Below are 23732 nucleotides of genomic sequence, written 5' to 3'. Positions count from 1 at the left end.
GGGGGGGGGAGGGGCAAACCCCATGCCGGGACGCCTCGCGGTTTAGAGAGGCGGCCCCCGCGACACCCTCCCCTTTCCCCCCCTTCCCCCCCCGACCCACAGGCCCCGCCATGACTGCCCCCGAAACCCGCCCCGACATTTTCGACCGCGCCCTGCGCGCCCGTCACCGCGACCGGATGCTCGGCGCCTTTGCCGATCACGACTTCCTCCACCGCGCGATGCTGGACGAACTGCTCGAACGGCTGGCCGATGTGCAGCGTGATCTGCCCGAAGTGTTGCTGGTCGGCTGCCCGGACGGCAGCGCGAAGGCTGCGCTCGAAGCCATGGGCAAGCGCGTCGCCTGCGCCGATCCCGGCTTCCTGGCCGCGCAATGGGCCGGCGGCGTGCAGGCGGACGAGGATGCCCTGCCCTTTGCCGACAATAGTTTCGACCTGGTCATCGCCTGCGGTACGCTCGACAGCGTCAATGACCTGCCCGGCGCGCTGATCCTGATGCGCCGTGTGCTGCGGCCCGACGGTCTGATGCTCGCCGCCTTTGCCGGCGCCGGCAGCCTGTCCCGCCTCAAGTCCGCCCTGCTCGCGGCCGAAGGCGACCGGCCCGGCCAGCATGTCCATCCCCAGGTCGATGTCCGTTCGGCCGGCGATCTCTTGAGCCGCGCCGGCTTCGCCATGCCGGTGGCCGATGGAGAGACGCTCAATATCCGCTATGGCGACATCGTCCGGCTGATGCATGATCTGCGCGGCATGGGCGCGGGCAATGCGCTCGCCACCCGCCCGCCGGCCCTGTCGCGCGATGTGCTGATGCGCGCCGCCGCCCATTTCGCCGATGCCGCCGATCCCGACGGCCGCACCGCCGAACAGATGGCGCTCATCTATCTGTCCGGCTGGAAACCCGATGCCAGCCAGGCCGCCCCCGCCCGCCGCGGCAGCGCCACCGTCTCGCTGGCCGCCGCGCTCAAGGGCAAGGACTGATCCTCAGGCCGCGACGCTCAGGAAGCGGGATCGCTTGCCGCGATTATAGTCGCGATAGAAGGCCATGAACTCGTCCGCCGGCAACGCCTTGGCATAATACCAGCCCTGCGCGAACTGGACGCCGGCCTTGCGGACATAGGCATCCTGTTCGCGCGTCTCCACCCCTTCGGCGATCAGGTTCAGCTTCAGCGCCCGCCCCATCCCGATGATATGGGGCGTGACCACGCTGGCCGCCGCATCCCGGCCGATCGCATCGATGAAGCATTTGTCGATCTTGAGCGCGTCGAGCGGCAATGTCTCCAGCAGCGACAGGCTGGAATAGCCGGTGCCGAAATCGTCGATCGCCATCAGATGCCCGGCATCGCGCGCGCGGGCGATGGTCGCGCGGGCGGTGTCCGGGTTGATCAGGCTGCGCTCGGTCACCTCCAGCCAGATCTGGCCCGGCGCGATGCCGACCTTGGCTATCTCGCGCTCCAGCACCTCCAGGAAACGGCCGCTTTCCAGGTCGCGCGCGGAGATGTTGATCGCCACATGCACCTGCTGCTCGGCCAGCAGCATGGCGTGCAGGTCCGCCACCACCTGCTCGATCACATGGTCGGTAATGTCCAGGATCAGCCCGCTCTGCTCGGCCAGCGGGATGAACAGGTCGGGCGCTATCCACCGGCCATCGGGCCGCCGCCACCGCACCAGCGCCTCGGCGCCCACGCAATAGCCGGTCGCAAGTTCGATCAGCGGCTGATAATGAACCTGGAACTCGCGCTTGCGGATGGCCAGCTTCAGTTCCTTTTCCGGCGACAGGCGCTGGCGCGACACCCACAGGATCAGCAGCATCAGGATCGCGGACGCCACCAGCCCGATCGGCAACAGCAGGCGCATCTCGCTGCCCAGCTTCGCATCGATGGCGCTGCGATCGGCAATGGCAAAGGCGGTCAGGTCGCCGCGCTGCACCGACGCATAGATGTCCGTCGCATCCATCCCGGTCATCGCCTGCCGGCTCAATTGTCCGACCAGCCCGTCATTGGCCCGCCCGGTAATGGCGATCAGCGTCCCCTGCCGCGTCGCGATGCCCAGGATCATGTGGCTGTCGGACAAGACATCGACCAGTCGCTGCGGCAGGATCAGCACATTATGGTCACGATAGCCCAGCACCATCACCTCGCGGGCATGGCTGATGCGCGGCTTCACATGCAGATGAAGCGCATAACCGCCCGCCAGCGTCGCCGAAGGCGTCCCGCGCCCGATGACGACATCCGCCGGCACCTTGCCCCACCCGGTGCAGGCCAGCCGATCGCCATCATAATGGCCCACCTCCTCCACCGCCCCGCTGTCGATCGCCAACTGGCGCATCCGCACGATATGGCCGACGGAACAATCGCCCTTGCCGACCTGCGTCAGCACATCCTTGGCGTCGGTCAGCACCTGCTCGGCGCGCAGCAGCGTCCAGTTGGCATATTCCTGCATATGCGCGCGCTCGGCGGCGATCGCCCGCTCGCGCGAAAAATGGACGGTCAGTGCCAGTGGAATGACGATCGCCAATATCGCCAATATCAGGGCCAGAAAGATAATGATCCGTCGCCGCAAGTCCGGCCCCCATCTTCATTCGCCATCGGAGCAGCAAAACCTGCGCCGTCAGCAGAGCAAAGACGAGTATTTATTTTGTTAACGGCCTGTCCTTGCGCGCGAAAGCGCAACGCCCTGTCGCCCTGATGCTCAGCGCAGGCTCAGATAGAGGGTGATGGTCGCCAGCGAGGCAATGGTGGAGACCAGCACCACCCGCGCGGTGATGCCCGCTTCCCGGCCATAGAATTCGGCGACCATGAACGGGCCGGTGCCGGTCGGCAGCGCCGCCATCAGCACCGCCGTCGCCGCCAGCGCCGGCGGCAGGCGGAAGATCAGCGCCAGCGCCCCGGTCAGCAGCGGCTGCGCCAGCAGCTTCATGCCTACCAGAAACCCCACCGCACCCGCCGGCGGCGGCGCGCCCTCCCGCTTCTCGGCGATGAACAGCCCCAGCGCGACCAGCGCACAGGGCGACGCCGCGCCGCCCAGCAGCGCCAGGAACTTGTCGAGCGGCGCCGGCAGCGGAATGGCGAAGGCCAGGAACAGCCCGCCGACCAGCGGCGCCACCAGCAGCGGATTGGTCGCCAGCGACCGTGCGACCTTGGCCATCATATGCCCCGGCCGCCGCTCGCTCTGCATCCCGATCTCGATCAGGATCAGCGCCACGGCAAACAGCACGCAGACGGTCATGATCGTCGCCACCAGGGTCGGTGCCAGCGATGCCGGCCCCAATATCGTCGCCGCCAGCGGAAAGCCGATGAAACCGGTATTGGCATAGCCTGCGTTCAGTCCATCGACCGTCGCATCCGCCAGATGCCGTCCCCCGCGTCGCCGCAGCACCAGCGTCGCGGCAAAGCTCAGCCCCGCGCCGATGCCGAAGACGGCAATGAAACCGGGTTGCCAGATGTCGCTCCATCGCGCCTTGGCGACAATGTCGAACAGCAGCGCCGGCAGCGCCAGCCACACCACGAAGCGGTTGAGTTCGCCGGTCGCATGCGGCCCCAGCACGCCGCTCCTGCGGGCGATCCATCCCGCCCCGATCAGCGCGAAGATGGGCAGGACGATCAGCAGCACGGGCAACATCGAACGGACTTTCGGGACAGCGGAAACAGCACTCGCCTACGCCTCCGGATCGATGCATACCAATGCCATTGCATGGAATGATTGATACTGTTTCCGTATGATCGATATTCGCCAGCTCCGCTATTTCGTCGCCGTCGCCGAAACGCTGCATTTTGGCCGCGCGGCCGAACGGCTGCACGTCACCCAGCCGCCGCTCAGTCGTCAGGTGGCCGCACTGGAACAGGAACTGGGCGTCCGCCTGATCGAGCGCCATTCGCGCCGCGCCGTGCTGACTCCCGCCGGCGCCCGCTTCCTGGAGGATGCCCGGCAGATCATCGCGGCGCTCGACCGCGCCTGTCGCGATGCGCGCGCCTGGCAGTCCGGCGATCTTGGCGAACTGACGATCGGCTTCATGATGCATGCCGCCTATAGCAGCGTGCCCCTGCTCACCCGCCGCTTCGCCACCGCCCATCCCGACGTCACGCTGCACCTGCGCGAAACATTGCCGATGATGCTTGCCGACGGCGTGATGGAGGGGCGCTTCGACGCCGCCATCGGCTTCGATCCCGGCCCCCGGCGCGGCCTCGTCACCAGCCCGCTCTATCGCGAGCCGCTCGCCGCCGTCGTCCCGTCGGACCATCATCTGGCCAGTGCCAGCGCCCTCACCCCCGACCAGTTGGCCGGCGAACGCTTCATCCTCTCGCCCGCGGATGTGACGCCGACGCTGCGCCGCGCGATCCTGGGCTGGCTGGCCGCGCCGCCCGCCATATTGCTCGAAACCCAGTTGCAGCAGACGATCGTCAGCCTGGTCGGCGAAGGGCTGGGCGTCGCGATCGTGCCGGAATCGCTGCGGCGCCTCGCCATGACCAGCGTGCGCTTCGTGCCGCTGGTCGACGCGCCGATGGTCGAGCAACTGTTGATGGTTCGCCCCGACGCCCGCAATCCGGCACTCGCCCATCTGCGCGCGATCGCCGACAGCCTCCAGCCCGCATGAAACGGCCCGCTGTCCTACAGCGCGCCGAACTGCCATGATCGCGCCCGGCTCTTTCTCAACTCAGGCAGGCGGGACGACGCAAGGAAATTTCCAACCATCGACATAAAATGTCAAAATATGCGGGAAATATGCGAAGTTAAGCGGCGACTTTCCTATTTCCGCCGCCCCTTTCAGGCCACTTCGGTCAGGCTGACAGCGCTTCCGCCCGCGCGTCCAGCACGACCCGGTTCCGCCCCTCGCGCTTGGCGCGATAGAGCGCGGCATCGGCCGCCTTGATCAGTGTCGAGCCGTCGCGCTCCATGCTCTCTTCCCAGGTCGCGACGCCGAAGGACATGGTCGTCGACCCCAGCGTGCGCCCACCCTGGTTGACCATCAGCTCGCTGATCGCCTGGCGGACGATCTCCACCCGGTCGGCCAGCACCACGGCCGATGTGCCCGGCGCAATGATGGTGAACTCCTCGCCGCCAAAGCGGCAGACGACATCGCCGTCACGGAAGCGGCTGCGCATTTCGGTCGCGACCGCCTGCAACACCGCGTCGCCCGCCTCATGGCCGAACTCGTCGTTGAAGCGCTTGAAATGGTCGACGTCGCACATGACCAGGCTCAGCGGGCTGCCGGTGCGCGTCGCCCGCGCAATCTCCAGCGCCAGCGTCTCTTCCATGTAGCGGCGGTTGAACAGGCTGGTCAGCGGATCGCGGATCGTCTGTTCGCGCAGGCCGCGTTGCAGACGGTGATTGACCAGGGCCGACGCGATATTCTCGGTCAGCACGGTCAGGCGGAACCGGTTCTCGGCCCCTACCACGCCGCGCAGATACAGCACGCCGATCACCTCACCCCCGGCCAGCAACGGTTCGCAATGATAATGGTCCGCCTCGGCCCCGACATGGGCACAGACGATGTCCGATCCCTGCTCGGTCACATAATGGCTCTGCCCGCGCCGCAGCGCCCAGCACTGGTCGGGCGCAAAGCCCGCCTGCTCGACCTCCAGCCCGCCCCAGGCCGCGATCGGCACCAGCAGGTTGCGGGAATTATTATGGGCATAGAGAGCACCGGGGATATCGGGCAGCACGCGCGGCACGAACACCCGGATGATCGACGCCAGTTCCTCGTCGGTGCGGGCCGCCTGCATCCGGTGGGCCATGCCGCCCAGCAGTTCGATCACCTCGCCGCGTTCGCGCAGCACCTGCGCATTGGCGCTCAATTCCTGGTTGGCGATCTTCAGCCGCCCCTCGCTGTCCACCTGGTCGGCGACCGCCGCCTCCAGTTCGCGCGCCATTTCATTATAGCCGCCGGCCAGCCGCTCGAACTCGCTCGATCGCATCTCGACATCGATGCGCGCGCTGCGATCGCCCGCGCCCAGCTTGCCCATCACCGTCATCATCGCATCGACCGGACGGCGGATGCCGCGGATCAGCGCAACGCCCATGATGACGATGATCGCCACCGTCAACGGCGTGCCCAGCAGCACCAGCCAGCGAATATAGTTGAGCCGCCGTTCCACCGCGCCCATGCGCTCGACCGACAGCGAACGCTCCTCGGCCAGCAGGTCGCCGACCCGCGCTTCGACCATCAGCATCAGATAACGGCCCCGTCCGGTCGCGGTCGATGCCTGCGCCCCGGCAAAGTCGCCCGCGCGGGTCATGGCCGCCGATTTCTCCAGGCTCGCGGCCCGTTCCGTCACCAGCGCGCGCACCTGCTGCGCCCGTTCATTCTGCGGCGGATTGTCGGCGGTCAGCCTGACCAGCGCGGCGGCATCATGCTTGGCGGCGGCGATCTCGGCGGCGACGGTCTCGGCAAATTCGGGATTGCGGGTCAGCACATAGCCGCGCTGTCCCGACTCCGCTTCCTGCAGATGGCCCAGCGTCCGGTTCGCGGTCTTGAGCACCTGCGAGGAATGGGTCACCCAGCCCAGGCTACCGCGCATCTGCGCCGACCCGTCGAGCAACAGCCCGGCGAGCAGCACCATCACCACGCACAATATGCCGCACAGCACCACAATCCGATGGGACAATGATCCGACCAACTGACACTCCCTGGGTCCGCAAGCCCATCGCCTTTGGTCAATCGCTTCGCCGATGCAACATGAATCATTGTTTTTTAGGGAGAATTGCGACCGATCGAAGACTCCTGGCTCAGCCTGTCCCTTGTAGCACAGCCAGGCTGCCAATCGTCGGCGGGTCGATCACGGCCCGTCCCGTCCACGCCTCGCCTTCCCGCACATAATCGACATGGCTGGCCCGGCGAAACGCGTTGCCATCCCAGACGATCACCTGCAGTTCGATCGCATTGTTGCGCCGGACATGCAGCCAGTTGAAGCTTTGCGGCTCCGCATTGCGCAGCCGGGTCGATGTCGCCGTCCCCGCCTGGATCACCAGCGCCCCGCCGCTATGCGCCACCATCTTCTGCGCGGCCTCCGCATAGGTGCGGTGGAAATGGCCGGCCAGGGCGACATGCACCCCCGCCTCGCACGCCGCCTGCACCGCATCCTCATGCCGCCCCACCGCCTCGCTCAACTCCCCGCCCCGGCCGATCGGCATGGCGAACAGCGGATGATGGGTCACCAGGATGCGAGTCTTGGCCGGCGCCACCTGCGCGAAACTCTCGCGCAGCCGGTCCATCTGGTCATGGTTGATCCGCCCGTCCTTGATCGTCAGCGACCGGGCGGTGTTGAGCCCCAGTATCGCGACCTCGTCATCCTCGTAAAAGGGACAGAGATCGCGGCTGATATAGCGTTTGTAGCGCGCCAGCGGCCGGGCGAAGCGGCGCACCACGTCGAACAGCGGCACATCATGATTGCCGGGGATCACTAGGATCTTCAACCCCGCCGCGCGCAGGCGACCCAGCCAGGCTGCCGCCGCCCTGAACTGCTCCACCCGCGCCCGCTGGGTCAGGTCGCCGCTGATGACGACCAGGTCCGGCCGGCGTTCCTCCAGCCAGGCGGTGGCGGCGTCGACGATACGCGGATCATGCGCGCCGAAATGAATGTCGGACAGATGGGCGATACGGGCCATGCCTCCCCAACGAATCCATCGCTATTCGTTTCCGATGGACCCGAAATCGCCGCACGGTGTTATTGCGGCATGGAAACGAAAACGCTCCCCCGGCAGGCGATCCTCGTCGTCAACGCCCATAGCCGACGCGGTCAGGACAATTTCAATCAGGCAAGGGAAAAGCTCGAAGCCGCCGGCGTCGAGCTGATCGCCGCCCATGCGGTCGACGACCCCGAACAGATGGCCACCACCGTCCGCCAGGCGGTGGAAAGCGGCGCGCCGATGGTCATCGTCGGCGGCGGCGATGGCTCCATGTCGGGCACGGTCGACGAACTAGTCGGCAAAGATTGCGTCTTCGGCGTGCTGCCGCTCGGCACCGCCAACAGCTTCGCCCGCACATTGGGCCTGCCACTCGACCTCGACGGCGCGGTCCGCGCCATCGCCACCGGCCAGCGCCGCCGCGTGGATCTGGGCATGATCGATCGCGACTATTTCGTGAATGCCGCGTCCCTAGGCCTGTCGCCGATGATCGGCCAGACCGTGCCGCACAAGCTCAAACGCTATCTCGGCCGCATCGGCTATCTGCTCTGGGCGGTCAAATGCTCGGTCGGCTTCCGCGCCTTCCGCCTGACCATCGACGATGGAGTGAAGGAACGGCGCCTGTGGTCGACCGAGGTGCGCATCCTCAACGGCCCCTATCATGGCGGGGTCGAGTTGTCGGACCATGCCGCCGTCGATACCGGCGAGATCGTGATCCAGGCCGTCGTCGGCCGCTCCAAACCGCGCCTTGCCTGGGACTGGTATGCCAAATTCTTCAAGCTGCGCGACCGCAACGCCCATACGGAGGAATTTCACGGCCGCCAGTTCAGACTCGCCTGCCACCCGCCACAGAAAATATCGATCGACGGCGAAGTGCTGGCAAAAACCCCCGTCACGGTAAAGATCGCCCCCGGTGCGGTCGATGTGGCGGTGCCGCAGGACTAGGCGGCAAGAACAAGTCTAGACGGTCGGGAAGCGACCATTCATCGCCATTCCTTCTCCCTTGAGGGAGATGGATATTAAGCGTTGCCGCGTAGCGGCCAGGCGAAGTTGGATGAGGGGGATGCGCTATCTTGGTCCATGTACGCGAGGGTACGTCCCCTCACCCAGCAGCGTCATCCCGGCACAGGTAGCACCCTCTCTTCTTCGGAGCAGGCGAAGGTCAATTTCCGCCCAACCTCACGGCATCAGCCGGCGGCGCCCTTCCCACAGATGCCAGCGCATCGCCAGCGCGGCGCCCTCGGCATCCTGGGCGCGGATGGCGGCGACGATCTGTTCATGTTCGCGCAGCATGGTCGCGATCACTTCGGGTGGGCGCGATCGGCTGATGTCGACGCCGGCGCGCATCACCTTGTCGACATCGGCATGGAGCGCGTCGAAGGCGATCAGGAAGGCCGGGTTGCCGGTCGCCTCGGCAATGCGGCGGTGCAGTTCCATATCCTCGGCATGGGCTGGCTCGCTCGACAGCAGGGCGGTGCGCAGCATCTCCATCCCTTCCTCGACATGGGCCATTTCGATCGGGCTGCGGCGGGTGGCGGCAAGGCGCGCGGCCTCCGCCTCCAGTACGAAGCGGACCTCGTAACTGCCGAGCGTCGCCGGCAGTTCGGTCGCCGGCATGAAGGCGGCGAGGCGCTGCGACGGGCGGCTTTTCACGAAGGAGCCGGCACCCCGGCGCGCCTCGGTAATGCCGTCCGAGGCGAGCCGGACCAGCGCCTCGCGCACGATCGCGCGGGAGACGCCGAACCGCTCCGCCAGCGCCGCTTCCGACGGCAGGCGGTCCCCGACCGCCAGATCCTGGTCGTTGATGATCTCGACGATGCCGGCATAGGCATGGTCGGACAATCGAGCCTGGTTCATCGGCGCACCTGTGGATCGCTGGGCAACATCCTGTGCCTCCTAGTCATGAGAGGCTGCCGACGACAAGCGTCAGCAGCGCCCTGGTCAGAAGATGCTGCTCGCGACCAGCACGAGGAGCAGGCCGACCACCGCGACCACGGTTTCCATGATCGACCAGGTCTTGAACGTGCCCGGCATGTCGGTGCCGAGATAGGATTTGACCAGCCAGAAGCCGGGATCATTGACGTGGGAGAAGAAGAGCGAGCCCGCGCCGATCGCCAGCACCATCCATTCGGGCTCCACGCCCGATGCGGCGACGAGGCCCTGCATCACGCCGGCGGTGGTGATGGTGGCGACGGTGGCCGAACCGGTAGCCAGGCGGATGCAGACCGATACGCCCCAGGCGAGCAGGATCGGCGAGATCGCGCCGCCGGCGGCAAAGCGGACCAGCAGATCGGAGAGACCAGCCGTCACCAGCACCTGCTTGAGCGCGCCGCCCGCGCCGATCGCCAGGATGATGCCGCCGGCCGGGACCATCGCTTCGGACCAGATCGCGTTCTGGATCTTCGCGTCGGTGATGCGGCGGCCGAACAGCAGGGGCAGTGCGACCAGCACCGCGATCAGCAGCGCGACGACCGGATCGCTGACCCAGCCGAGCCAGTGGAAATGCGGCGCGACCGACGCCGGCAGCAGCGCCACCGCCTGTCCCGCCGCGATCAGCACCACCGGCAGCAGCACGGCGGCGAGCGCCCGGCCGACCGAGGGGGTGGCGACATCGACCTTGACCGGATCGAGCAAGGGCGGATTGAGCTTCACGCCGGGGGCGGTGAAGCGGGCGAGCACGGGGCCGGCGATGATCGCGGTCGGGATGCCGACGATCAGGCCATAGAGAAGGGTGAGGCCGAGATTGGCGCCGAGCGCGTTGACGGCGAGCAGCGGCCCCGGATGCGGCGGCACCAGCGCATGGACGACCGACAGGCCCGACAGCGCGGGCAGCATCAGCTTGAGCTTGGCGGTATCGCCATTCTGCCCGGCGGGCAGCGCGGCGGCGGCGGAGGCGACGATCGGCAGCAGCAGGACGAGGCCGGTCTCGAAGAAGAGCGGCAGGCCGATGACGATGGCGGTGAACAGGCTGGCCCAGGGCGCGCCCTTCACGCCGGAGATGCGCAGCGCCGAGCGGGCAAGGCCGCCAGCGCCGTCCGACAATTGCAGCATCGCGCCGAGGCCCAGGCCCAGCGCCACGACCAGGCCGGTGCCGCCCAATATGGCGCCCGCGCCCTTTTCGACCGCCTTGGCGGTTTCCTCCATCGGCAGGCCGGCGATCAGGCCGACGGTGAAGGCACCGCACAGCAGGCCGACAAAGGGATGGAGCCGGCCGCGGATGATGAGGGCGATGGAAAGGGCGATGCCGATGACGGCGGCGATCAGCAGGCGATAATCGGCGGGGGTCATCGGCCAATGCCTCCCTGTAGTTCGCCCTGGCTGAACGCCCGGCCACATGGCACCGATCGACGATATGGTAACGCCATCCCCACCCTCTCTTTCCTATGCGTAGCCGGTCATCCGCAGGGCGAATCCCGAAAATCTGTTAGACAGGTTATAGCCGCATTTCGGCCATGCGCTAGGTTATTTCCCGAATATTGCAAATTTTCGCTTGAACCTGTCTGACTGATTCCAGTATCGTTAGCGCTAACGAATCCTTGGGCCGGTCCAGGCCCCAACGCGGATCAATCAGAGGGAGAGGCAGGATGCAGGATCTGCACATTCTCGATCGCCAGGACCAGATGGTCCCCGAAGCCCCACATCTCACGCCGACCCAGATGAAGGTGATGCGCTGCGTCCATTCCGGCCTGCTCAACAAGCAGATCGCCTATGAGCTGGGCATGGCCGAGGCGACGGTGAAGGTCCATATGACCGCGCTGATGCGCAAGCTCAACGTCCGCAACCGCACCCAGGTCGCCATCGCCGCCAGTCATTTCGGCTGGATGCGCCCGGCGCTGAGCCGCGCCGCCGACTGAACACCACCCTCTTGGCGGGAGACGCCGCATGGATCGATCGCGACGGGAGTTGATGGGGGGCATCGGCGCCGGGCTGGTGCTGGCCGGCATGGGCAGCACGACCGCCTGCGCCGCGCCACAGCGTAAGCTGGGCTATGCCATTGTCGGCCTGGGCTATTATGCCACGCAGCAGATCATGCCCAATTTCGCCGGCTGCGAGCATGCGAAGCTGGTCGCGCTGGTCAGCGGCACCCCGGCCAAGCTGGTCCAATATGGCGACCAGTACGGCATCCCCAAGACGCATCGCTACAGCTATGCCGATTTTGATCGGATCCGCGACAATCCCGATATCGACATCGTCTATATCGTCCTGCCCAACAGCCTCCATGCTGAATATAGCATCCGCGCGGCGCAGGCGGGCAAGCATGTGATGTGCGAGAAGCCGATGGCGGTGTCGGTGGCCGAATGCGAGGCGATGATGGCCGCCTGCGCCAAGGCCGGGCGCAAGCTGATGATCGGCTATCGATCCCGCTTCGAGCCCTATAACCGCCTGGCGATCGAGCTGGCGCGGGGCGGCCATGTCGGGCCGACGCGGATCATCACCGCCGAACATGGCTTCCCGATCAAGGCCGGGCAATGGCGGCTCGACAAGCCCCTGTCGGGTGGCGGATCGATGATGGACATCGGCATCTACAGCCTTAACGCCGCGCGCTACCTGACCGGGGAGGAGCCGGTGGAGGTGAGCGCGATCGCCAGCACCGACCGCAGCGATCCGCGCTTCGCCACCGTGGAGGACCGGATCGACTTCATGCTGCGCTTCCCGTCGGGCATCATCGCCAATTGCGTGTCGAGCTACAGCTCGGCCCATAATGGCTATCGGGTGATCGGCACCCAGGGCTGGATCGATATGGAACCCGCGACCCAATATAGCGGCCAGACGATGATGATCCGCAAGGATGGCGTGACCACGCCGCGCAGCCTGCCGGCGCCGGCGAAGAACCAGTTTGCCGCGCAGTTGGACCATCTGCCCGAATGCATCGCGAACGGCACCGCGCCGATCGTCGCGGGTGAGGAGGGGCTGGCCGATCTGCGCGTGATCGAGGCGATCTATCGCTCGGCTGCGGAGCATCGCTCGGTTACTCTCGGCGCATGATCGATCGTCGTACCCTGCTGGCCGGAATGGCAGCCCTCCCCCTGACCCACACCCTTGCGCACGCGGCCGACCTGCCGGCCGCGCGGATCGACCGGATCGATCCGGCGCTCGACCGCATCATTGCGCCTGGCGCGCAGGTGGCGATATTGGCGCAGGGCTATCGCTGGGCCGAGGGGCCGACCTGGGCCGCACCGATCGACGCGCTGCTGTTCGGCGATCCGCCCTCCAACATCGTCTATCGCTGGACCCGCAAGGATGGCGTGTCGCCCTTCCTCTCGCCCTCGGGCCTGCAGACCGCGATCCCCAAGGAGATACGCGAAGCGGGCCTCAACGGCATCGCGATCGACAGGGACGGCCATCTGGTCGGCGCCGACAGCGGCACGCGCGCGATCGTGCGCGTGAACCTCAAGACAAAGGCGCGGACCATCCTCGCCGACCGCTATCAGGGCAAGCGCTTCAACAGCCCCAACGACCTGACCATCGCGGCCGATGGCAGCATCTATTTTAGCGACCCGCCCTATGGCCTGACCGATGGCGACACGTCATCGCTGCGGGAAATCGGCTTCAACGGCCTCTACCGGCTGACGCCCGACGGCATGGTGACGCTGATCGACGGCAGCCATCGCCGGCCCAATGGCGTGACCCTCTCGCCCGATGGCCGCACGCTGTATCTGGCGCTGTCGGACGAGAAGCGGCCGCAGGTTCTGGCCTACAGCCTGGGCGCGGACGGCATACCCACGGGGCAGCGCCTGTTCCGCGACATGGCCAGGGAACTGGCCGCGGGTGAACCGGGCCTGCCCGACGGCATCAAGACCGCGCCCGACGGCACCGTCTTTGCCACCGGCCCCGGCGGCGTCCATGTCTGCGCGCCCGATGGCAGGCTGCTCGGCAAGATCCGCACCGGCAAGGCGATCGCCAATTGTTGCATCGGCGAGGGCGGCGCGACCCTGTTCCTGACATCAGCCGACCGGCTGGCTGCGGTGCCGCTGATATCCAGTGGCGCCTAGCGACCAATCACGGTCATTTCTACCAAATCCATCACCTCAGCGAAGCTTGGGATCTCAGGCGGCCAGGCGCAGGAAGGGCACCGGCTCGGTCGAGCGCAGCAGGATCGGCTTGCCTTCCGACGCGCGGAAGATTTCGCCGTCCAGGATCACGCTGCTCTGTGCGCCCTCGATGCGGATCGTGTCGCCCTGCTCCAGATGGATGCCCTGCATCTGCTGCTTGCCCATCCGGCGGAAGACGCTGGCCCAGACCAGGCGCAACAGCGCCGAGACGCTCTGGTCGACCGCCATCAGCTTCATGTTGCCACGGCGGCTGTCACCCGGATCGACGCCCAGCAGCAGCCGCTCCAGCGTGGTCACGATCAAGACCGAGAAGCGCCCCGCCAACTGCCCCTCGCGCATCAGCGAGATGCTGACCGGGTGGCTGGATTGTGGCAGAAATCGGGCACGAATGCCGAAAACCAGCGACGCCAGCACGGCGAGCGCGGTCAGGAAATGGCTGAACCCGTTGGACAGGCCGAGCGGATAGATCTTGTCCCGGCAATAGAGGATATAGTCGGCCAGGCCCGCACCGCCCAGGAACATGCCCAGCACCGGACGGGTCGTCTGCCCGTCGGTCAGCGCGATCAGCTCGCGCTGCACGACATGATCGCCCAGCCCAGATTTGGCGATCTCGACGATGCGCTCCAGCGCCTTGATCGGGTCGCCATGGATGCCCAGGTCCAGCGCAATCAGGTTGGTCTTGCCATTGGGCAGCACCGCGATCGGGGGCACCCGACCGCAGAAATGCTCGCCCTGATACAGTTCGGTCAGCGCCGCCTGCACCGTCCCGTCGCCGCCATTGATGACGATGACGGCCGGATCGACCCGCGCAATCGTCTGCAGCGCGCGGCCGATCTGGTCGACATGCTCGACCTCATAATGGAAGATGTCCGGGTTGTTGGCACAAAAACTGCGCACGCGCGGCAAGGTCTGCCGGTTGCCCGTGGACTTGGGATTGGACAGGAGCGCGACGCGAACCATGACGACCTTACATATATTTGAGGTTGATGGTGATCCGGGTCACGCCCGGTCCAGCATAGAAGGCGGCCTTGTCGACCGACGGCTTGCCCAGATTGAAGATGTTGATCGACGGATTGTTCGAAAAACCGCCGCCATCCCGCGAAATGTCGGTCTTGCCATTGCCGTCCCGGTCATGCCGCACGGCGATGCCATATTTGCCCGGCTCCGGGATCGGCATGCAGAAGCGCATGCCGCCTTCGGACGGGCGGACCACGGTGTCGATCCGGTTCAGCCATTCGCCCTTGGTCAGCCAGCTCGCCTTGGTGGCGTGATAGGACTGCATGCGCACGCGGCCGGTCGCCTCGGCAAAGCCGCGTACATCGACCAGCACCGCCGGCCCCTTGGCCGACGCGGCGCAACGGGACAGATCGTTCGTGATTTCCTGACCATGGGCCAAGGCAGGCGTTGCGGCCAACAGAACCGCCACCGGCATCAGACCCATTGCAACTTTCAACATGACCATCAGACTCCTGGAAGCTATAGCCGCCCGATGTGATCGGACGGCGAGCCCCTGTTCGCCCCGCGACTCTTTTATTAGCTGACTCGCATATGGGCGGGGTTTGCGGCCAAAACATGGTGATGGGACGACGACATAGAGAAATGCTGACTGCCATCGACCGATATCTCGCCCGCCTGATCGCGCTGCCATTGCTTGGCACGCTGGTGATCGCCGCGATGCTGCTGGTGCTCGACAAGATGTTGAGCCTGTTCGATTTTGTCGCGGCCGAAGGCGGCCCCGTCAGTGTCGTGTGGCGCATGCTAGCCAACATGCTGCCCGAATATCTCTCGCTCGGCATTCCGATCGGGCTGATGCTCGGCATCCTGCTCGCCTTCCGCAAGCTTGCCACCTCGTCCGAACTCGACGTGATGCGCGCCGTCGGCCTCTCCTATGGCCGGCTGCTGCGCGTCCCCTACATGTTCGCCTTCGCCCTCGCCCTGCTCAACCTCGGCATTGTCGGCTGGGTCCAGCCCTTGTCCCGTCACGCCTATGAAGCGCTGCGCTTCGAACTGCGCTCGGGCGCGCTGGGCGCCTCGATCAAGGTCGGCGAGTTCACCAGCCTGGGCAAGCGCATGACCCTGCGGATCGAACGCAGCCTGGACGAAGGACGCAACCTGCGCGGCATCTTCGTCCGCGCCGTCGGCAAGGATGGCCAGTCGGTCGCGGTCACGGCTGCCCAGGGCGCCTTCCTCGCCACCGACGATCCCGACACCATCATTTTCCGCCTGCGCGACGGCGTGCTGGTGAACGACGCGCCCAAGTACAAGACGCCGCGCATCCTCTCCTTCTCCAGCCACGATCTGCCGATCGACCTGCCGCAGATCGAGAATTTCCGCGGCCGCGACGTCGACCGGGAAAAGACCCTGCCCGAACTCTTCTCGATGGGGCGCGATCCCGCCACGCCGACCAAGCTGCGCAACGAGGTCCGCTCCAACTTCCATTTCCGCATGGTCGAAGTGGTGATGATGATGCTGCTGCCGATGGCCGCGCTCGCCTTTGCGATCCCGCCCAAGCGCTCGACCTCGGCGCTCGGCGTGTTCCTTTCGATCGTCTTCATCGTCACCTATCACAAGATCAACCAATATGGCGAAAGCATCGGCTCGCTGGGCAAGATCGACCCGATCATCGCGCTATGGGGGCCGTTCCTGCTGGCGTCCGGACTGATCTTCTGGATGTATCATGTCATCGCCCACCGCCCCGGCGGCCAGCCGATCGCGGCGCTGGAATATGCCTTCGCCAAGCTCGGCAAGCAGATCGGCCGCCTGCTGCGCTTCGTGACGCGGCGCGGCGAGCCGGCGCAAGGAGCAGCCTGACCCCATGCAGTTCGATTTCTTCCCCTCGCGCCAGGTCAGCTGGTACATGGTACGGCTGTTCCTGACCCGCACGCTCGCCGTGCTGGCCATGCTGGTGGTCGTGCTGCAGATGCTCGACCTGCTCGGCAATTCGGGCGACATCCTCGCCTATCCGGGCAATGGCGATGCGCAACTCTGGCATTATGTCGGCCTGCGCGCGCCCCAGATCGTAGCCCGCTTCCTGCCCTTCTCGGTGCTGCTCGGTACCCTCATCATGCTGGCGACCCTCAACCAGAATAGCGAGATCATCGCGATGAAGGCGGCGGGCCTCTCCGCCCAGCAGATCCTCGCCCCGCTGATCGCCGCCGCGCTCGGTGTCTCGGTCCTCAGCTACGCCTTCAACGAACGGATCGTCGCCCGCTCGACCGCGATGCTCAGCGCCTGGCAGGCGGTCGACTTCGGCCCGGTGCCGGCGGACAGCGGCATCAAGACCAATCCCTGGGTGCGTGACGGCAATAATCTCGTCACCGCGGCGATCGTCGCGGGCCATGGCCAGGACGTGCAGCTGCGCAAGGTCGAGATCTTCAACCGCATCAACAACAGCCTCACCACCATCATCACCGCGCCCAAGGGCCATTATGACGCCGCCAGCAAGAGCTGGGTGCTGGAAGGCGCGCGCCAGTTCGACGTCGCCCGCGGCACGCTCCAGAATGTCGGCACCGTCCGCTTCGGCAGCGACATCCGTCCCGACCAGTTCACCCTGGCCAAGGTCGATCCCGACGCCCTGACCTTCAGCGAGTTGCAGGCGGCGATCGGCGACCTGCACGATGCCGGGCGGCCGACCGCCGAACTGGAAGGCAGCCTGTGGCACAAGCTGTCCGGGCCGCTCTCGGCCGTGCTGATGCCGATCCTGGGCTCCGTCGCCGCCTTCGGCCTCGCCCGCTCGGGCCAGCTCTTCCTGCGCGCGGTGATGGGCATGGCACTGGGCTTCGCCTATTTCGTCGCCGACAATTTCTCGCTCGCCATGGGCAATCTGGGCGCCTACCCGCCGATCCTCGCGGCCTGGGCGCCCTTCCTCCTCTTCCTGCTGCTCGGCGAGACGGTGCTGTTCAGAACCGAGGAATAGGGGGGGGCAGGAGACTGTTCCTTATCCCGTCATGCCAGCGAACCCTGAGCCACCTTTGTCGTAACAACGGGTTCAGATCGGGCATCTTCCTTTGCAAAATCGAGGATGCCCATCAAGGCACCATGAAGCGTGGCATGGATTTCGCCGCGTTTCTCGCCGGGATGCAGTACGATCCGGTGGATGAGCGAACGAATGGCGTCAGAGGCGTCGAGCCGGGTTTCCGGGTCTTCCAGCGCTTGGGAGAAGCGTTCCATCTCCCGCTTGTAGATTTCAGCGACGCCGGGATGAACGTCAGGAACAGCCTGGGGGGCGAGCGCCATGCGGGCGGCGATTTCACTCTTCTGCCGTTCAAGCTCCGCCATGCGGGCCTTCATCGTGGGCTGATAGAGCCCATCCTCGATAGCGGTCATGATTCCGGCAATGGCGCGCTCGATCTTGTCCAGTGAGCGGCGATCGACTTCAATCTGCATCCGCTGCTCGCGATTATGGCGGTTGATATATTCGGCATAGGCGGCAACGGCCGCCTGGACCTTTTCCGGTGACACCAGCCGTTCACGCAGACCCGCAAGCGCCCGCTCTTCCAGCGCATCGCGGCGAATGGTGCGGCTGTTGGCGCAGGTATGGCGGCGATGATAGTTCATACAGCCAAAGCGGCCATTGACCGCCAGACCGACCTTGCCCCCGCACAGGCCGCATTCTACAAGGCCGGATAGGAGCGTGACCGGGCGCCGCGCCTGATGCATCCGGCTGGCCTGCGCCGCATGAACGCCGTCGATCATCGGCTTATATTGCTCGCCAAGCACGTCCTGCCGATGCTTTACCGCCTGCCAAATATCATCGCTTATGATGCGGAGCTGAGGCGCTTCGGCTCGAACCCATTCGGACTCCGGATTGGGACGACGCACGTTCCGGCCGGTGTGCGGGTCCTTGACGGACTGCTTATGGTTCCAGACCCGGACGCCGACATACATTTCGTTGTTGAGGATGCCGATGCCGAGGCTCCGCTTGCCGCGTATGGTGGTGTCGCTCCAAGGACGGCCCGATGGACCGGGAATGCCGTCGGTATTCAGATCGCGCGCGATAGCGCGGGGACTCTTGCCCGCCGCGAACTCGCGGAAGACTCGCTCGACAATGGGAACCTCTGACGGTTCGATCCGGCATTCGCCGCGTACCAAGTCGCCTTCGGAGGAAAGTCGCCGCACCGTGCGATAACCATAGCCTACCGGTCCTGCCGAAAAGCCCTTCTCGACACGTCCGCGCTGTCCGCGATGGGTCTTCTTCGCGAGGTCCTTGAGGAACAGCGCGTTCATCGTGCCTTTGAGGCCGACATGCAGTTCGGAAATCTCGCCTTCGGCGAGCGTGACGAGCGGCACGCGGGCGAACTGGAGATGCTTGAAGAGCGTCGCCACATCCGCCTGATCGCGCGACACCCGGTCCAGCGCTTCGGCAAGGACAATATCGAACTTGCCCGCCTGCGCATCCTGCACCAGCGCTTGGATACCGGGGCGCAGGATCATGCTGGCGCCGGAGATCGCGGCATCATCATAGAGGCCTACGACATGCCAGCCCTCGCGCGCTGCGCGCTCGCGGCAGATGCGAAGCTGATCCTCGATCGATGCCGCGCTTTGCTGATCCGAGGAATAGCGAGCGTACAGGGCAACGCGATTCATCAGGCTTTCCCTTCGGTCCAAGGGTTGAACAGGCGGATACCAGTCGCCTCGAAGTCGGAAATATTGCGAGTGACGAGTGTAAGTTCGTGCTGCTGCGCATGGGCGGCGATGAAAGCATCCATCGCGCCCATGGGGCGGCCCGCGCCTTGTGCTCGATTGACAATACGGCCCCACATATCCGCCGTTACGCTGTCGATGGAGAGCAGTCTTTCCTCAAATCGCGGCGCCAGTTGTTCGGTCAGCCAGATGTCGAGGCCCGACTGTCGTGCCCCCTTGTCCATGCGCTCGATGCCGTGGCGCAGTTCGGCTAGCGATACCACGCTCAGGAACAGATCCTCCTCATCCACCGACGCCAGCCAATCCATCACGCCGGGATCAGGACGCGGCTTCGCTCCCTCTGAGATGATGTTGGTGTCGAGCAGGAAACTCATAGATCAATCTCGCGAACACCATCCTTGAGGCGATCGACCTCAAGACCCGATCCGCGCAACGGCGAGGTCAGCAGGAAGTCGGCGAAGCTGCCACGATGCTGGCGACGTTGAACCCGTTCCCATAGTTCGGCATCGACCACGACGACGGCGCTTTTGCCGTGACGCGTAATCGCCTGGGGCTCGCGCCGCGCCTTCTCGATGACTTCGCTCAGGCGCGCCTTGGCCTGCGCTACCGTCCAGCTATCAGGATGCGTTTCGACTACCATAACCACATCTCCATTTATCATGGTCATAATAGCCAAAACCTTCGAAAAGTCAAGGTTCCGGCGGCCGTAGTGGTGGTCCAGAATCATTGTCATTGGCCGCTTTGCGTGCCCCGATATGCTGGCGCGCGATATGCCGACCGATGGCTTGCGCGATGTGCGATAGCGCGGCTTCGACACTCATCCCGGACAGGTCGGATTCCGGTTCGTTGTCGTTGGCGGGGCGCAAGCGATTGGGAGCCGCAGTATCGTCACCCTTTTCCATGGCCCGCCTTTCCCTGAGAGGACGGGTTGTCGTTGTCGGCCCTGTAGCCAGCGGGATTAGCGATCCAGCGCTCGACGGCGGTCTCATGCCAGCCCGCGCCATGGACGCTGATCTTGAGTTGGGCAGGAAAAGTGCCGTCGGCTATCTTGCGATAGATGGTCGAGCGGGAAAGCCCGGTGCGGGCACGGACGGTATCGAGACGGATAATACGTTCTGCATTCGACATTGGGGAGGCTTTCAAATCATGCGTTGGCGATGCCCCCTAAAGCCCAGAATGGCGCAGTTTCCGCGCAAGACAAGATGCGCGCGCTCGACCTTTATAAAGGCCGGATGCCAATCATAGGGCTATGGAGGGACGGAGAGGGACATCGGCGGTCATAGCGGGACTTGGCGGGAATTTGCCCGCTTCGGTTCCGCATGCGTTTTTCTCAGGCATTGTTGCCTGATTGCCACGCTTTTTACGCTCGCCGATCCGCCTCAGACCATTTGAGCTATGATGTATTCGGCATATCCATCGGTCCTTTCCCCGATGGCCTGCCCGCCAAGACAGAAGATTGTGCGAATCGCGCGCCGTGCGCAAGAGGCTATCACGCCGAATGCGGTGGCACGGCTGTCTCGCCGGTTCGCCGGCGTCAAACTCATGAATGCGAAGCTGAAGGAGGCTGAGAGATACGGCGTATGTCCGGACGATTCCACATCATCACGGGCGGACCAGGTTCCGGCAAAACCACTCTGATCCAATTTCTGTCCACCCAAGGCTTTCACTGCATGCCGGAGACGGGGCGGGCGATCATCATAGATGAGGTCGCCAAGGACGGGAGCGCTTCGCCGTGGGCCGATCGCGCTGCGTTTGCTGCCAAGATGTTTACCCGGGAATTACATGCCTACAAGGAGGCTGGCTCCCTTCAGGGACAGGTGATTTTCGACCGGGGCCTTCCCGATATCGTGGGCTATCTTCAGCTTTGCGGCCTCGACGTTCCGGTCGCTCTGATGCATGCCGCAGAAGTTCTGCGCTACGCCGAGCGCGTCTTCATCGCCCCTCACTGGCCTGCAATTTACGAACAGGATACCGAACGGCAGCAGAGCGAAGATGAAGCGAAGGCAACATTCGAGGCCATGGTGCATGCCTACACGTCGCTAGGCTATCAGCTTGTCCATTTGCCGCTTGTATCCGTCGAGAAGCGCGCAGCCTTCATCCGGTCTCGGATCGACGCATGACCGACTGCCTGAAGCAACCTCTATCGATCCATTGTTCCCATTCGTGGGGATTGGACTCCTTGGCTCGCATGATTTATGGGCGACTCAGCACCGGGGCGCTGGCCGCGCTCTATTCCGCTGCGCTCCACCGAGCCAGCGCTATGCGCCGTCTCGGCACCTTCCGGCGTAACGATCGCTGACGCGGGAAGTGGCTGCGCCACTCCCATGCAGACATCGCGCCTGGGCGCGATGGCGTAAACCGGCTCCGGCAAGCGGTGTGATCGTCACTTCCCTCTAGGCGCGTCGCGGCGGCCCGCAACCCGGCTGCGCCGGGTCTTCCTCTTCGTTCCAGCCCTTACGGGTGCAGTCCGCCTCTGTCGCCGCGCCTGCCGGTGCGCTCTTGCCGCCCACCCCGCATTCCGGGGCCGGGATGATGCGAAGAGGAGTGAAGGAACATGGAACTCAAGCATATCGATATCGCCCGCCTCTCGGTGTCTTCCGCCAACATGCGCGGGGGAAAGAAGGCTCCAGACCTCACTAACATTCTGCCTTCGGTGCGCGCGCGGGGTGTGCTCGTGCCGCTGATCGTGCGGGAAAATGGTTCGCCCGACGCCTACGAGATCGTGGCAGGCAAACGGCGCTATCATGCCGCACTGGCAGTTGCCGAGGAAAGCGGGAGCATCGATCCGCTGCCCTGTGCAGTTATGGAAGCAGGTGACGACGCGGCGGCGCTGGAAGCCTCGCTGATCGAGAATATCGCGAGGTTGGACCCCGATGAAATGACGCGCCACGAAAGTTTCACCCGACTTGTTCGGGAGGGGCGCAGCGTGGATGACATCGCTCTGACCTTCGGGTTGACTGCGCTACAGGTGAAGCGGACCCTCGCGCTGGGCAATCTGATGCCGCGCATCCGCAATCTCTATCGGGCTGATCGTATCGATGCCATCACCGTGCGGCACCTGACCCTTGCCACCAAGGCGCAACAGCGTGAATGGCTGGCATTGCTTGACAGCGAGAGCGACCAAGCCCCCTTGGGCCAGAACCTCAAGGCGTGGCTCATGGGCGGTGCGGCCATTTCCACCAAGGTCGCGCTGTTCGATGTTGAGCGCCATTCCGGCGAAATCGTCTCCGACCTGTTCGGCGAGGACAGCTATTTTGCCTGTGGGGCCGATTTCTGGACGGCGCAGATGGTCGCGATCGAGGAACGTGCGGCTGCCTACCGGGAGGCAGGTTGGCCGGAGGTCGTCGTAATGGAGCGCGGCGAATATTTCCACACATGGGAGCATGAGCGCTGCCAGAAGAAAAAAGGCGGACGGGTCTATATTGCGATCAGCCATCGCGGCGAAGTGACATTCCATGAGGGCTACATCACCGGGAAGGAAGCCGGTAAGCGCGAGGCAGGAGAAAGCCTATCAAAGCCCCTGCGCCCGGAGGTCAGCGCTCCTACTCAGAACTATATCGATCTTCACCGGCATGCCGCCGTGCGCGCGTCCCTGCTTTCGCAGCCCGCGATGGCGCTTCGCCTGATGCTGGCCCATGCCATTGTCGGTTCGCCCCTGTGGCGGGTGGATGTGGAGAAGCAGCGGGCCAATACGGATGCCATCGCGGAGAGCGTGGAAGCCAGCGCATCGGAAGCCATCTTCGACGCCGAGCGCCGCGCGGTTCTGGACCTGCTCGGCTTCGATCCCGAGACGCCCACCGTCACGGGCGGCTATGCAGGCGATCATGGCTTGCCGGGGCTGTTCAACCATCTGATGGGCCTTCCCGACGAAATGGTCATGTCCGTCCTTGCTGTCGTCATGGGCGAGACACTGACGGCGGGAAGCACGACGGTCGAATTGTTGGGCGCGCTGCTCAAGGTGGATATGGCGGCAGTCTGGCAGGCCGACGACGCCTTGCTCGACAGCATCCGCGACAGGGAGGTCATCGGCAGGATCATCGCAGACGTGGCAGGCGACACGGTTGCCAGCGCCAATGCGGCAAAAAGCGCCAAGGTACAGCGTCAGATTGTTCGCGATTGCCTCGCCGGAACGAATGGCCGCGAAAAGCAAGAGGGCTGGGTGCCGCGCTGGATGACCTTCCCGCCGTCCGCCTACACCGAACGCGGCGGCGTCGGTAGCGCTGAACGATGGAGCAAGATTTCGGCGCTGCGCGATACGCCGGAGACTGTTCCTGCGAAGATGCAGCCGCCCATGGCGCAGGCGGCCTGACAGTGCAGCGACCCGGAGGCGAGCGCGCCTCCGGGTGTCCTTTCGGGACAAGGCCAACCCGGAAACAAATCACGGCCAAGCGGCTGAAAAATCGCGCGTCCGGCAAAGCCGGAC

Annotated in this window: 23 protein-coding genes; 10 read left to right on the top strand and 13 right to left on the bottom strand. The window is 65.1% G+C overall.

Features of this window, described 5'->3' with window-relative positions; translation table 11 throughout:
• Positions 1-110: 110 nt before the first annotated feature.
• Positions 111-971 carry a class I SAM-dependent methyltransferase gene (locus CG471_RS15150; RefSeq protein ID WP_099232371.1) on the top strand — a complete coding sequence of 287 codons (861 nt, stop codon included), beginning with the start codon at positions 111-113 and terminating at the stop codon, positions 969-971.
• 3 nt (positions 972-974) lie between these two features.
• Here the strand turns inward: CG471_RS15150 and CG471_RS15145 are convergent, their stop codons facing one another.
• Positions 975-2552, bottom strand: coding sequence for an EAL domain-containing protein (locus CG471_RS15145; RefSeq protein WP_099232370.1), 1578 nt, complete (start codon positions 2550-2552; stop codon positions 975-977).
• Positions 2553-2681: 129 nt separating this feature from the next.
• On the bottom strand, positions 2682-3611 hold the full coding sequence (locus CG471_RS15140) for an AEC family transporter (protein WP_099232369.1): 930 nt from the start codon (positions 3609-3611) through the stop codon (positions 2682-2684).
• A gap of 97 nt (positions 3612-3708) precedes the next feature.
• Here CG471_RS15140 and CG471_RS15135 point away from each other — a divergent pair, with 97 nt between their 5' ends.
• Positions 3709-4584 (top strand): LysR family transcriptional regulator, encoded by an 876-nt coding sequence (locus CG471_RS15135; RefSeq protein ID WP_099232368.1) that lies wholly within the window; start codon positions 3709-3711, stop codon positions 4582-4584.
• Between the two features lie 184 nt (positions 4585-4768).
• On the opposite strand, the gene CG471_RS15130 is transcribed toward CG471_RS15135, so the two are convergent.
• Together CG471_RS15130 and CG471_RS15125 are read right to left on the bottom strand one after the other, a co-directional pair.
• On the bottom strand, positions 4769-6550 hold the full coding sequence (locus CG471_RS15130; RefSeq protein ID WP_099232367.1) for a diguanylate cyclase: 1782 nt from the start codon (positions 6548-6550) through the stop codon (positions 4769-4771).
• 166 nt (positions 6551-6716) lie between these two features.
• Positions 6717-7595, bottom strand: a complete 879-nt coding sequence (locus tag CG471_RS15125; RefSeq protein WP_099232366.1) for a metallophosphoesterase — start codon at positions 7593-7595, stop codon at positions 6717-6719.
• Positions 7596-7664: 69 nt separating this feature from the next.
• Here CG471_RS15125 and CG471_RS15120 point away from each other — a divergent pair, with 69 nt between their 5' ends.
• The gene (locus CG471_RS15120) at positions 7665-8558 is read left to right on the top strand and encodes a diacylglycerol kinase family protein (protein ID WP_099232365.1); all 894 of its coding nucleotides are present in this window, start codon (positions 7665-7667) and stop codon (positions 8556-8558) included.
• A 234-nt stretch (positions 8559-8792) separates the two neighbouring features.
• Here the strand turns inward: CG471_RS15120 and CG471_RS15115 are convergent, their stop codons facing one another.
• Positions 8793-9470 carry a FadR/GntR family transcriptional regulator gene (locus CG471_RS15115; protein WP_017501752.1) on the bottom strand — a complete coding sequence of 226 codons (678 nt, stop codon included), beginning with the start codon at positions 9468-9470 and terminating at the stop codon, positions 8793-8795.
• 84 nt (positions 9471-9554) lie between these two features.
• Positions 9555-10901, bottom strand: a complete 1347-nt coding sequence (locus CG471_RS15110) for a gluconate:H+ symporter (RefSeq protein WP_099232364.1) — start codon at positions 10899-10901, stop codon at positions 9555-9557.
• Positions 10902-11197: 296 nt separating this feature from the next.
• Here CG471_RS15110 and CG471_RS15105 point away from each other — a divergent pair, with 296 nt between their 5' ends.
• The 3 genes from CG471_RS15105 to CG471_RS15095 are packed head-to-tail and all read left to right on the top strand — an operon-like array spanning position 11198 to position 13606.
• Positions 11198-11467, top strand: coding sequence for a helix-turn-helix transcriptional regulator (locus CG471_RS15105; protein WP_004211034.1), 270 nt, complete (start codon positions 11198-11200; stop codon positions 11465-11467).
• A 28-nt stretch (positions 11468-11495) separates the two neighbouring features.
• On the top strand, positions 11496-12599 hold the full coding sequence (locus tag CG471_RS15100; RefSeq protein WP_099232363.1) for a Gfo/Idh/MocA family protein: 1104 nt from the start codon (positions 11496-11498) through the stop codon (positions 12597-12599).
• Positions 12596-13606, top strand: a complete 1011-nt coding sequence (locus CG471_RS15095) for an SMP-30/gluconolactonase/LRE family protein (RefSeq protein ID WP_099232362.1) — start codon at positions 12596-12598, stop codon at positions 13604-13606. Before CG471_RS15100 ends, CG471_RS15095 begins: the two co-directional genes overlap by 4 nt.
• A gap of 54 nt (positions 13607-13660) precedes the next feature.
• Here CG471_RS15095 and CG471_RS15090 read toward each other — a convergent pair whose 3' ends face one another.
• Entirely contained in the window at positions 13661-14626 is a 966-nt protein-coding gene (locus CG471_RS15090; protein WP_010337966.1) for an acylglycerol kinase family protein, read from the bottom strand.
• A 7-nt stretch (positions 14627-14633) separates the two neighbouring features.
• The gene (locus tag CG471_RS15085) at positions 14634-15128 is read right to left on the bottom strand and encodes a DUF2141 domain-containing protein (RefSeq protein ID WP_010337967.1); all 495 of its coding nucleotides are present in this window, start codon (positions 15126-15128) and stop codon (positions 14634-14636) included.
• 137 nt (positions 15129-15265) lie between these two features.
• Here CG471_RS15085 and lptF point away from each other — a divergent pair, with 137 nt between their 5' ends.
• Together lptF and lptG are read left to right on the top strand one after the other, a co-directional pair.
• Complete coding sequence (gene lptF, locus CG471_RS15080; RefSeq protein WP_004211025.1) at positions 15266-16477, top strand: LPS export ABC transporter permease LptF; 1212 nt, start codon at positions 15266-15268, stop codon at positions 16475-16477.
• A 4-nt stretch (positions 16478-16481) separates the two neighbouring features.
• Positions 16482-17582 (top strand): LPS export ABC transporter permease LptG, encoded by a 1101-nt coding sequence (lptG, locus tag CG471_RS15075; protein WP_004211023.1) that lies wholly within the window; start codon positions 16482-16484, stop codon positions 17580-17582.
• A 29-nt stretch (positions 17583-17611) separates the two neighbouring features.
• Here lptG and CG471_RS15070 read toward each other — a convergent pair whose 3' ends face one another.
• From CG471_RS15070 to CG471_RS15050, 5 genes are read right to left on the bottom strand one after another with little or no spacing between them, the layout of a single operon-like run.
• On the bottom strand, positions 17612-19252 hold the full coding sequence (locus CG471_RS15070) for a recombinase family protein (protein ID WP_010336337.1): 1641 nt from the start codon (positions 19250-19252) through the stop codon (positions 17612-17614).
• Entirely contained in the window at positions 19252-19683 is a 432-nt protein-coding gene (locus tag CG471_RS15065) for a type II toxin-antitoxin system VapC family toxin (RefSeq protein WP_010336338.1), read from the bottom strand. Before CG471_RS15065 ends, CG471_RS15070 begins: the two co-directional genes overlap by 1 nt.
• Positions 19680-19949, bottom strand: a complete 270-nt coding sequence (locus CG471_RS15060; protein ID WP_010336339.1) for a type II toxin-antitoxin system Phd/YefM family antitoxin — start codon at positions 19947-19949, stop codon at positions 19680-19682. The genes CG471_RS15065 and CG471_RS15060 overlap by 4 nt, the downstream gene beginning before the upstream one ends.
• Before the next feature lie 49 nt (positions 19950-19998).
• Entirely contained in the window at positions 19999-20211 is a 213-nt protein-coding gene (locus tag CG471_RS15055) for a hypothetical protein (RefSeq protein WP_010336340.1), read from the bottom strand.
• Entirely contained in the window at positions 20198-20437 is a 240-nt protein-coding gene (locus CG471_RS15050; protein WP_099232361.1) for an AlpA family transcriptional regulator, read from the bottom strand. The genes CG471_RS15055 and CG471_RS15050 overlap by 14 nt, the downstream gene beginning before the upstream one ends.
• 452 nt (positions 20438-20889) lie before the next feature.
• On the opposite strand from CG471_RS15050, the gene CG471_RS15045 reads away from it, so the two are divergent.
• Together CG471_RS15045 and CG471_RS15040 are read left to right on the top strand one after the other, a co-directional pair.
• Positions 20890-21429, top strand: a complete 540-nt coding sequence (locus CG471_RS15045) for an AAA family ATPase (RefSeq protein ID WP_063141364.1) — start codon at positions 20890-20892, stop codon at positions 21427-21429.
• A gap of 434 nt (positions 21430-21863) precedes the next feature.
• On the top strand, positions 21864-23618 hold the full coding sequence (locus tag CG471_RS15040; RefSeq protein WP_010336343.1) for a ParB/RepB/Spo0J family partition protein: 1755 nt from the start codon (positions 21864-21866) through the stop codon (positions 23616-23618).
• Positions 23619-23732 lie beyond the last annotated feature (114 nt).

Origin of the sequence: Sphingobium sp. IP1, assembly GCF_002708645.1 — a bacterium.
Classification (GTDB): Bacteria; Pseudomonadota; Alphaproteobacteria; order Sphingomonadales; family Sphingomonadaceae; genus Sphingobium; species Sphingobium yanoikuyae.
Note: the sequence above shows the minus strand (reverse complement) of the source record. Positions and strands in the feature narration are given on the sequence as shown.

Coding starts and splice junctions, on each gene's coding strand:
- CG471_RS15150 (WP_099232371.1), top strand. CDS start 111: ATGACTGCCCCCGAAACCCGCCCCGACATTTTCGACCGCGCCCTGCGC.
- CG471_RS15140 (WP_099232369.1), bottom strand. CDS start 3,611: ATGTTGCCCGTGCTGCTGATCGTCCTGCCCATCTTCGCGCTGATCGGG.
- CG471_RS15135 (WP_099232368.1), top strand. CDS start 3,709: ATGATCGATATTCGCCAGCTCCGCTATTTCGTCGCCGTCGCCGAAACG.
- CG471_RS15130 (WP_099232367.1), bottom strand. CDS start 6,550: ATGGTGCTGCTCGCCGGGCTGTTGCTCGACGGGTCGGCGCAGATGCGC.
- CG471_RS15125 (WP_099232366.1), bottom strand. CDS start 7,595: ATGGCCCGTATCGCCCATCTGTCCGACATTCATTTCGGCGCGCATGAT.
- CG471_RS15120 (WP_099232365.1), top strand. CDS start 7,665: ATGGAAACGAAAACGCTCCCCCGGCAGGCGATCCTCGTCGTCAACGCC.
- CG471_RS15115 (WP_017501752.1), bottom strand. CDS start 9,470: ATGAACCAGGCTCGATTGTCCGACCATGCCTATGCCGGCATCGTCGAG.
- CG471_RS15110 (WP_099232364.1), bottom strand. CDS start 10,901: ATGACCCCCGCCGATTATCGCCTGCTGATCGCCGCCGTCATCGGCATC.
- CG471_RS15105 (WP_004211034.1), top strand. CDS start 11,198: ATGCAGGATCTGCACATTCTCGATCGCCAGGACCAGATGGTCCCCGAA.
- CG471_RS15100 (WP_099232363.1), top strand. CDS start 11,496: ATGGATCGATCGCGACGGGAGTTGATGGGGGGCATCGGCGCCGGGCTG.
- CG471_RS15095 (WP_099232362.1), top strand. CDS start 12,596: ATGATCGATCGTCGTACCCTGCTGGCCGGAATGGCAGCCCTCCCCCTG.
- CG471_RS15090 (WP_010337966.1), bottom strand. CDS start 14,626: ATGGTTCGCGTCGCGCTCCTGTCCAATCCCAAGTCCACGGGCAACCGG.
- CG471_RS15085 (WP_010337967.1), bottom strand. CDS start 15,128: ATGGTCATGTTGAAAGTTGCAATGGGTCTGATGCCGGTGGCGGTTCTG.
- lptF (WP_004211025.1), top strand. CDS start 15,266: ATGCTGACTGCCATCGACCGATATCTCGCCCGCCTGATCGCGCTGCCA.
- lptG (WP_004211023.1), top strand. CDS start 16,482: ATGCAGTTCGATTTCTTCCCCTCGCGCCAGGTCAGCTGGTACATGGTA.
- CG471_RS15070 (WP_010336337.1), bottom strand. CDS start 19,252: ATGAATCGCGTTGCCCTGTACGCTCGCTATTCCTCGGATCAGCAAAGC.
- CG471_RS15065 (WP_010336338.1), bottom strand. CDS start 19,683: ATGAGTTTCCTGCTCGACACCAACATCATCTCAGAGGGAGCGAAGCCG.
- CG471_RS15060 (WP_010336339.1), bottom strand. CDS start 19,949: ATGGTAGTCGAAACGCATCCTGATAGCTGGACGGTAGCGCAGGCCAAG.
- CG471_RS15055 (WP_010336340.1), bottom strand. CDS start 20,211: ATGGAAAAGGGTGACGATACTGCGGCTCCCAATCGCTTGCGCCCCGCC.
- CG471_RS15050 (WP_099232361.1), bottom strand. CDS start 20,437: ATGTCGAATGCAGAACGTATTATCCGTCTCGATACCGTCCGTGCCCGC.
- CG471_RS15045 (WP_063141364.1), top strand. CDS start 20,890: ATGTCCGGACGATTCCACATCATCACGGGCGGACCAGGTTCCGGCAAA.
- CG471_RS15040 (WP_010336343.1), top strand. CDS start 21,864: ATGGAACTCAAGCATATCGATATCGCCCGCCTCTCGGTGTCTTCCGCC.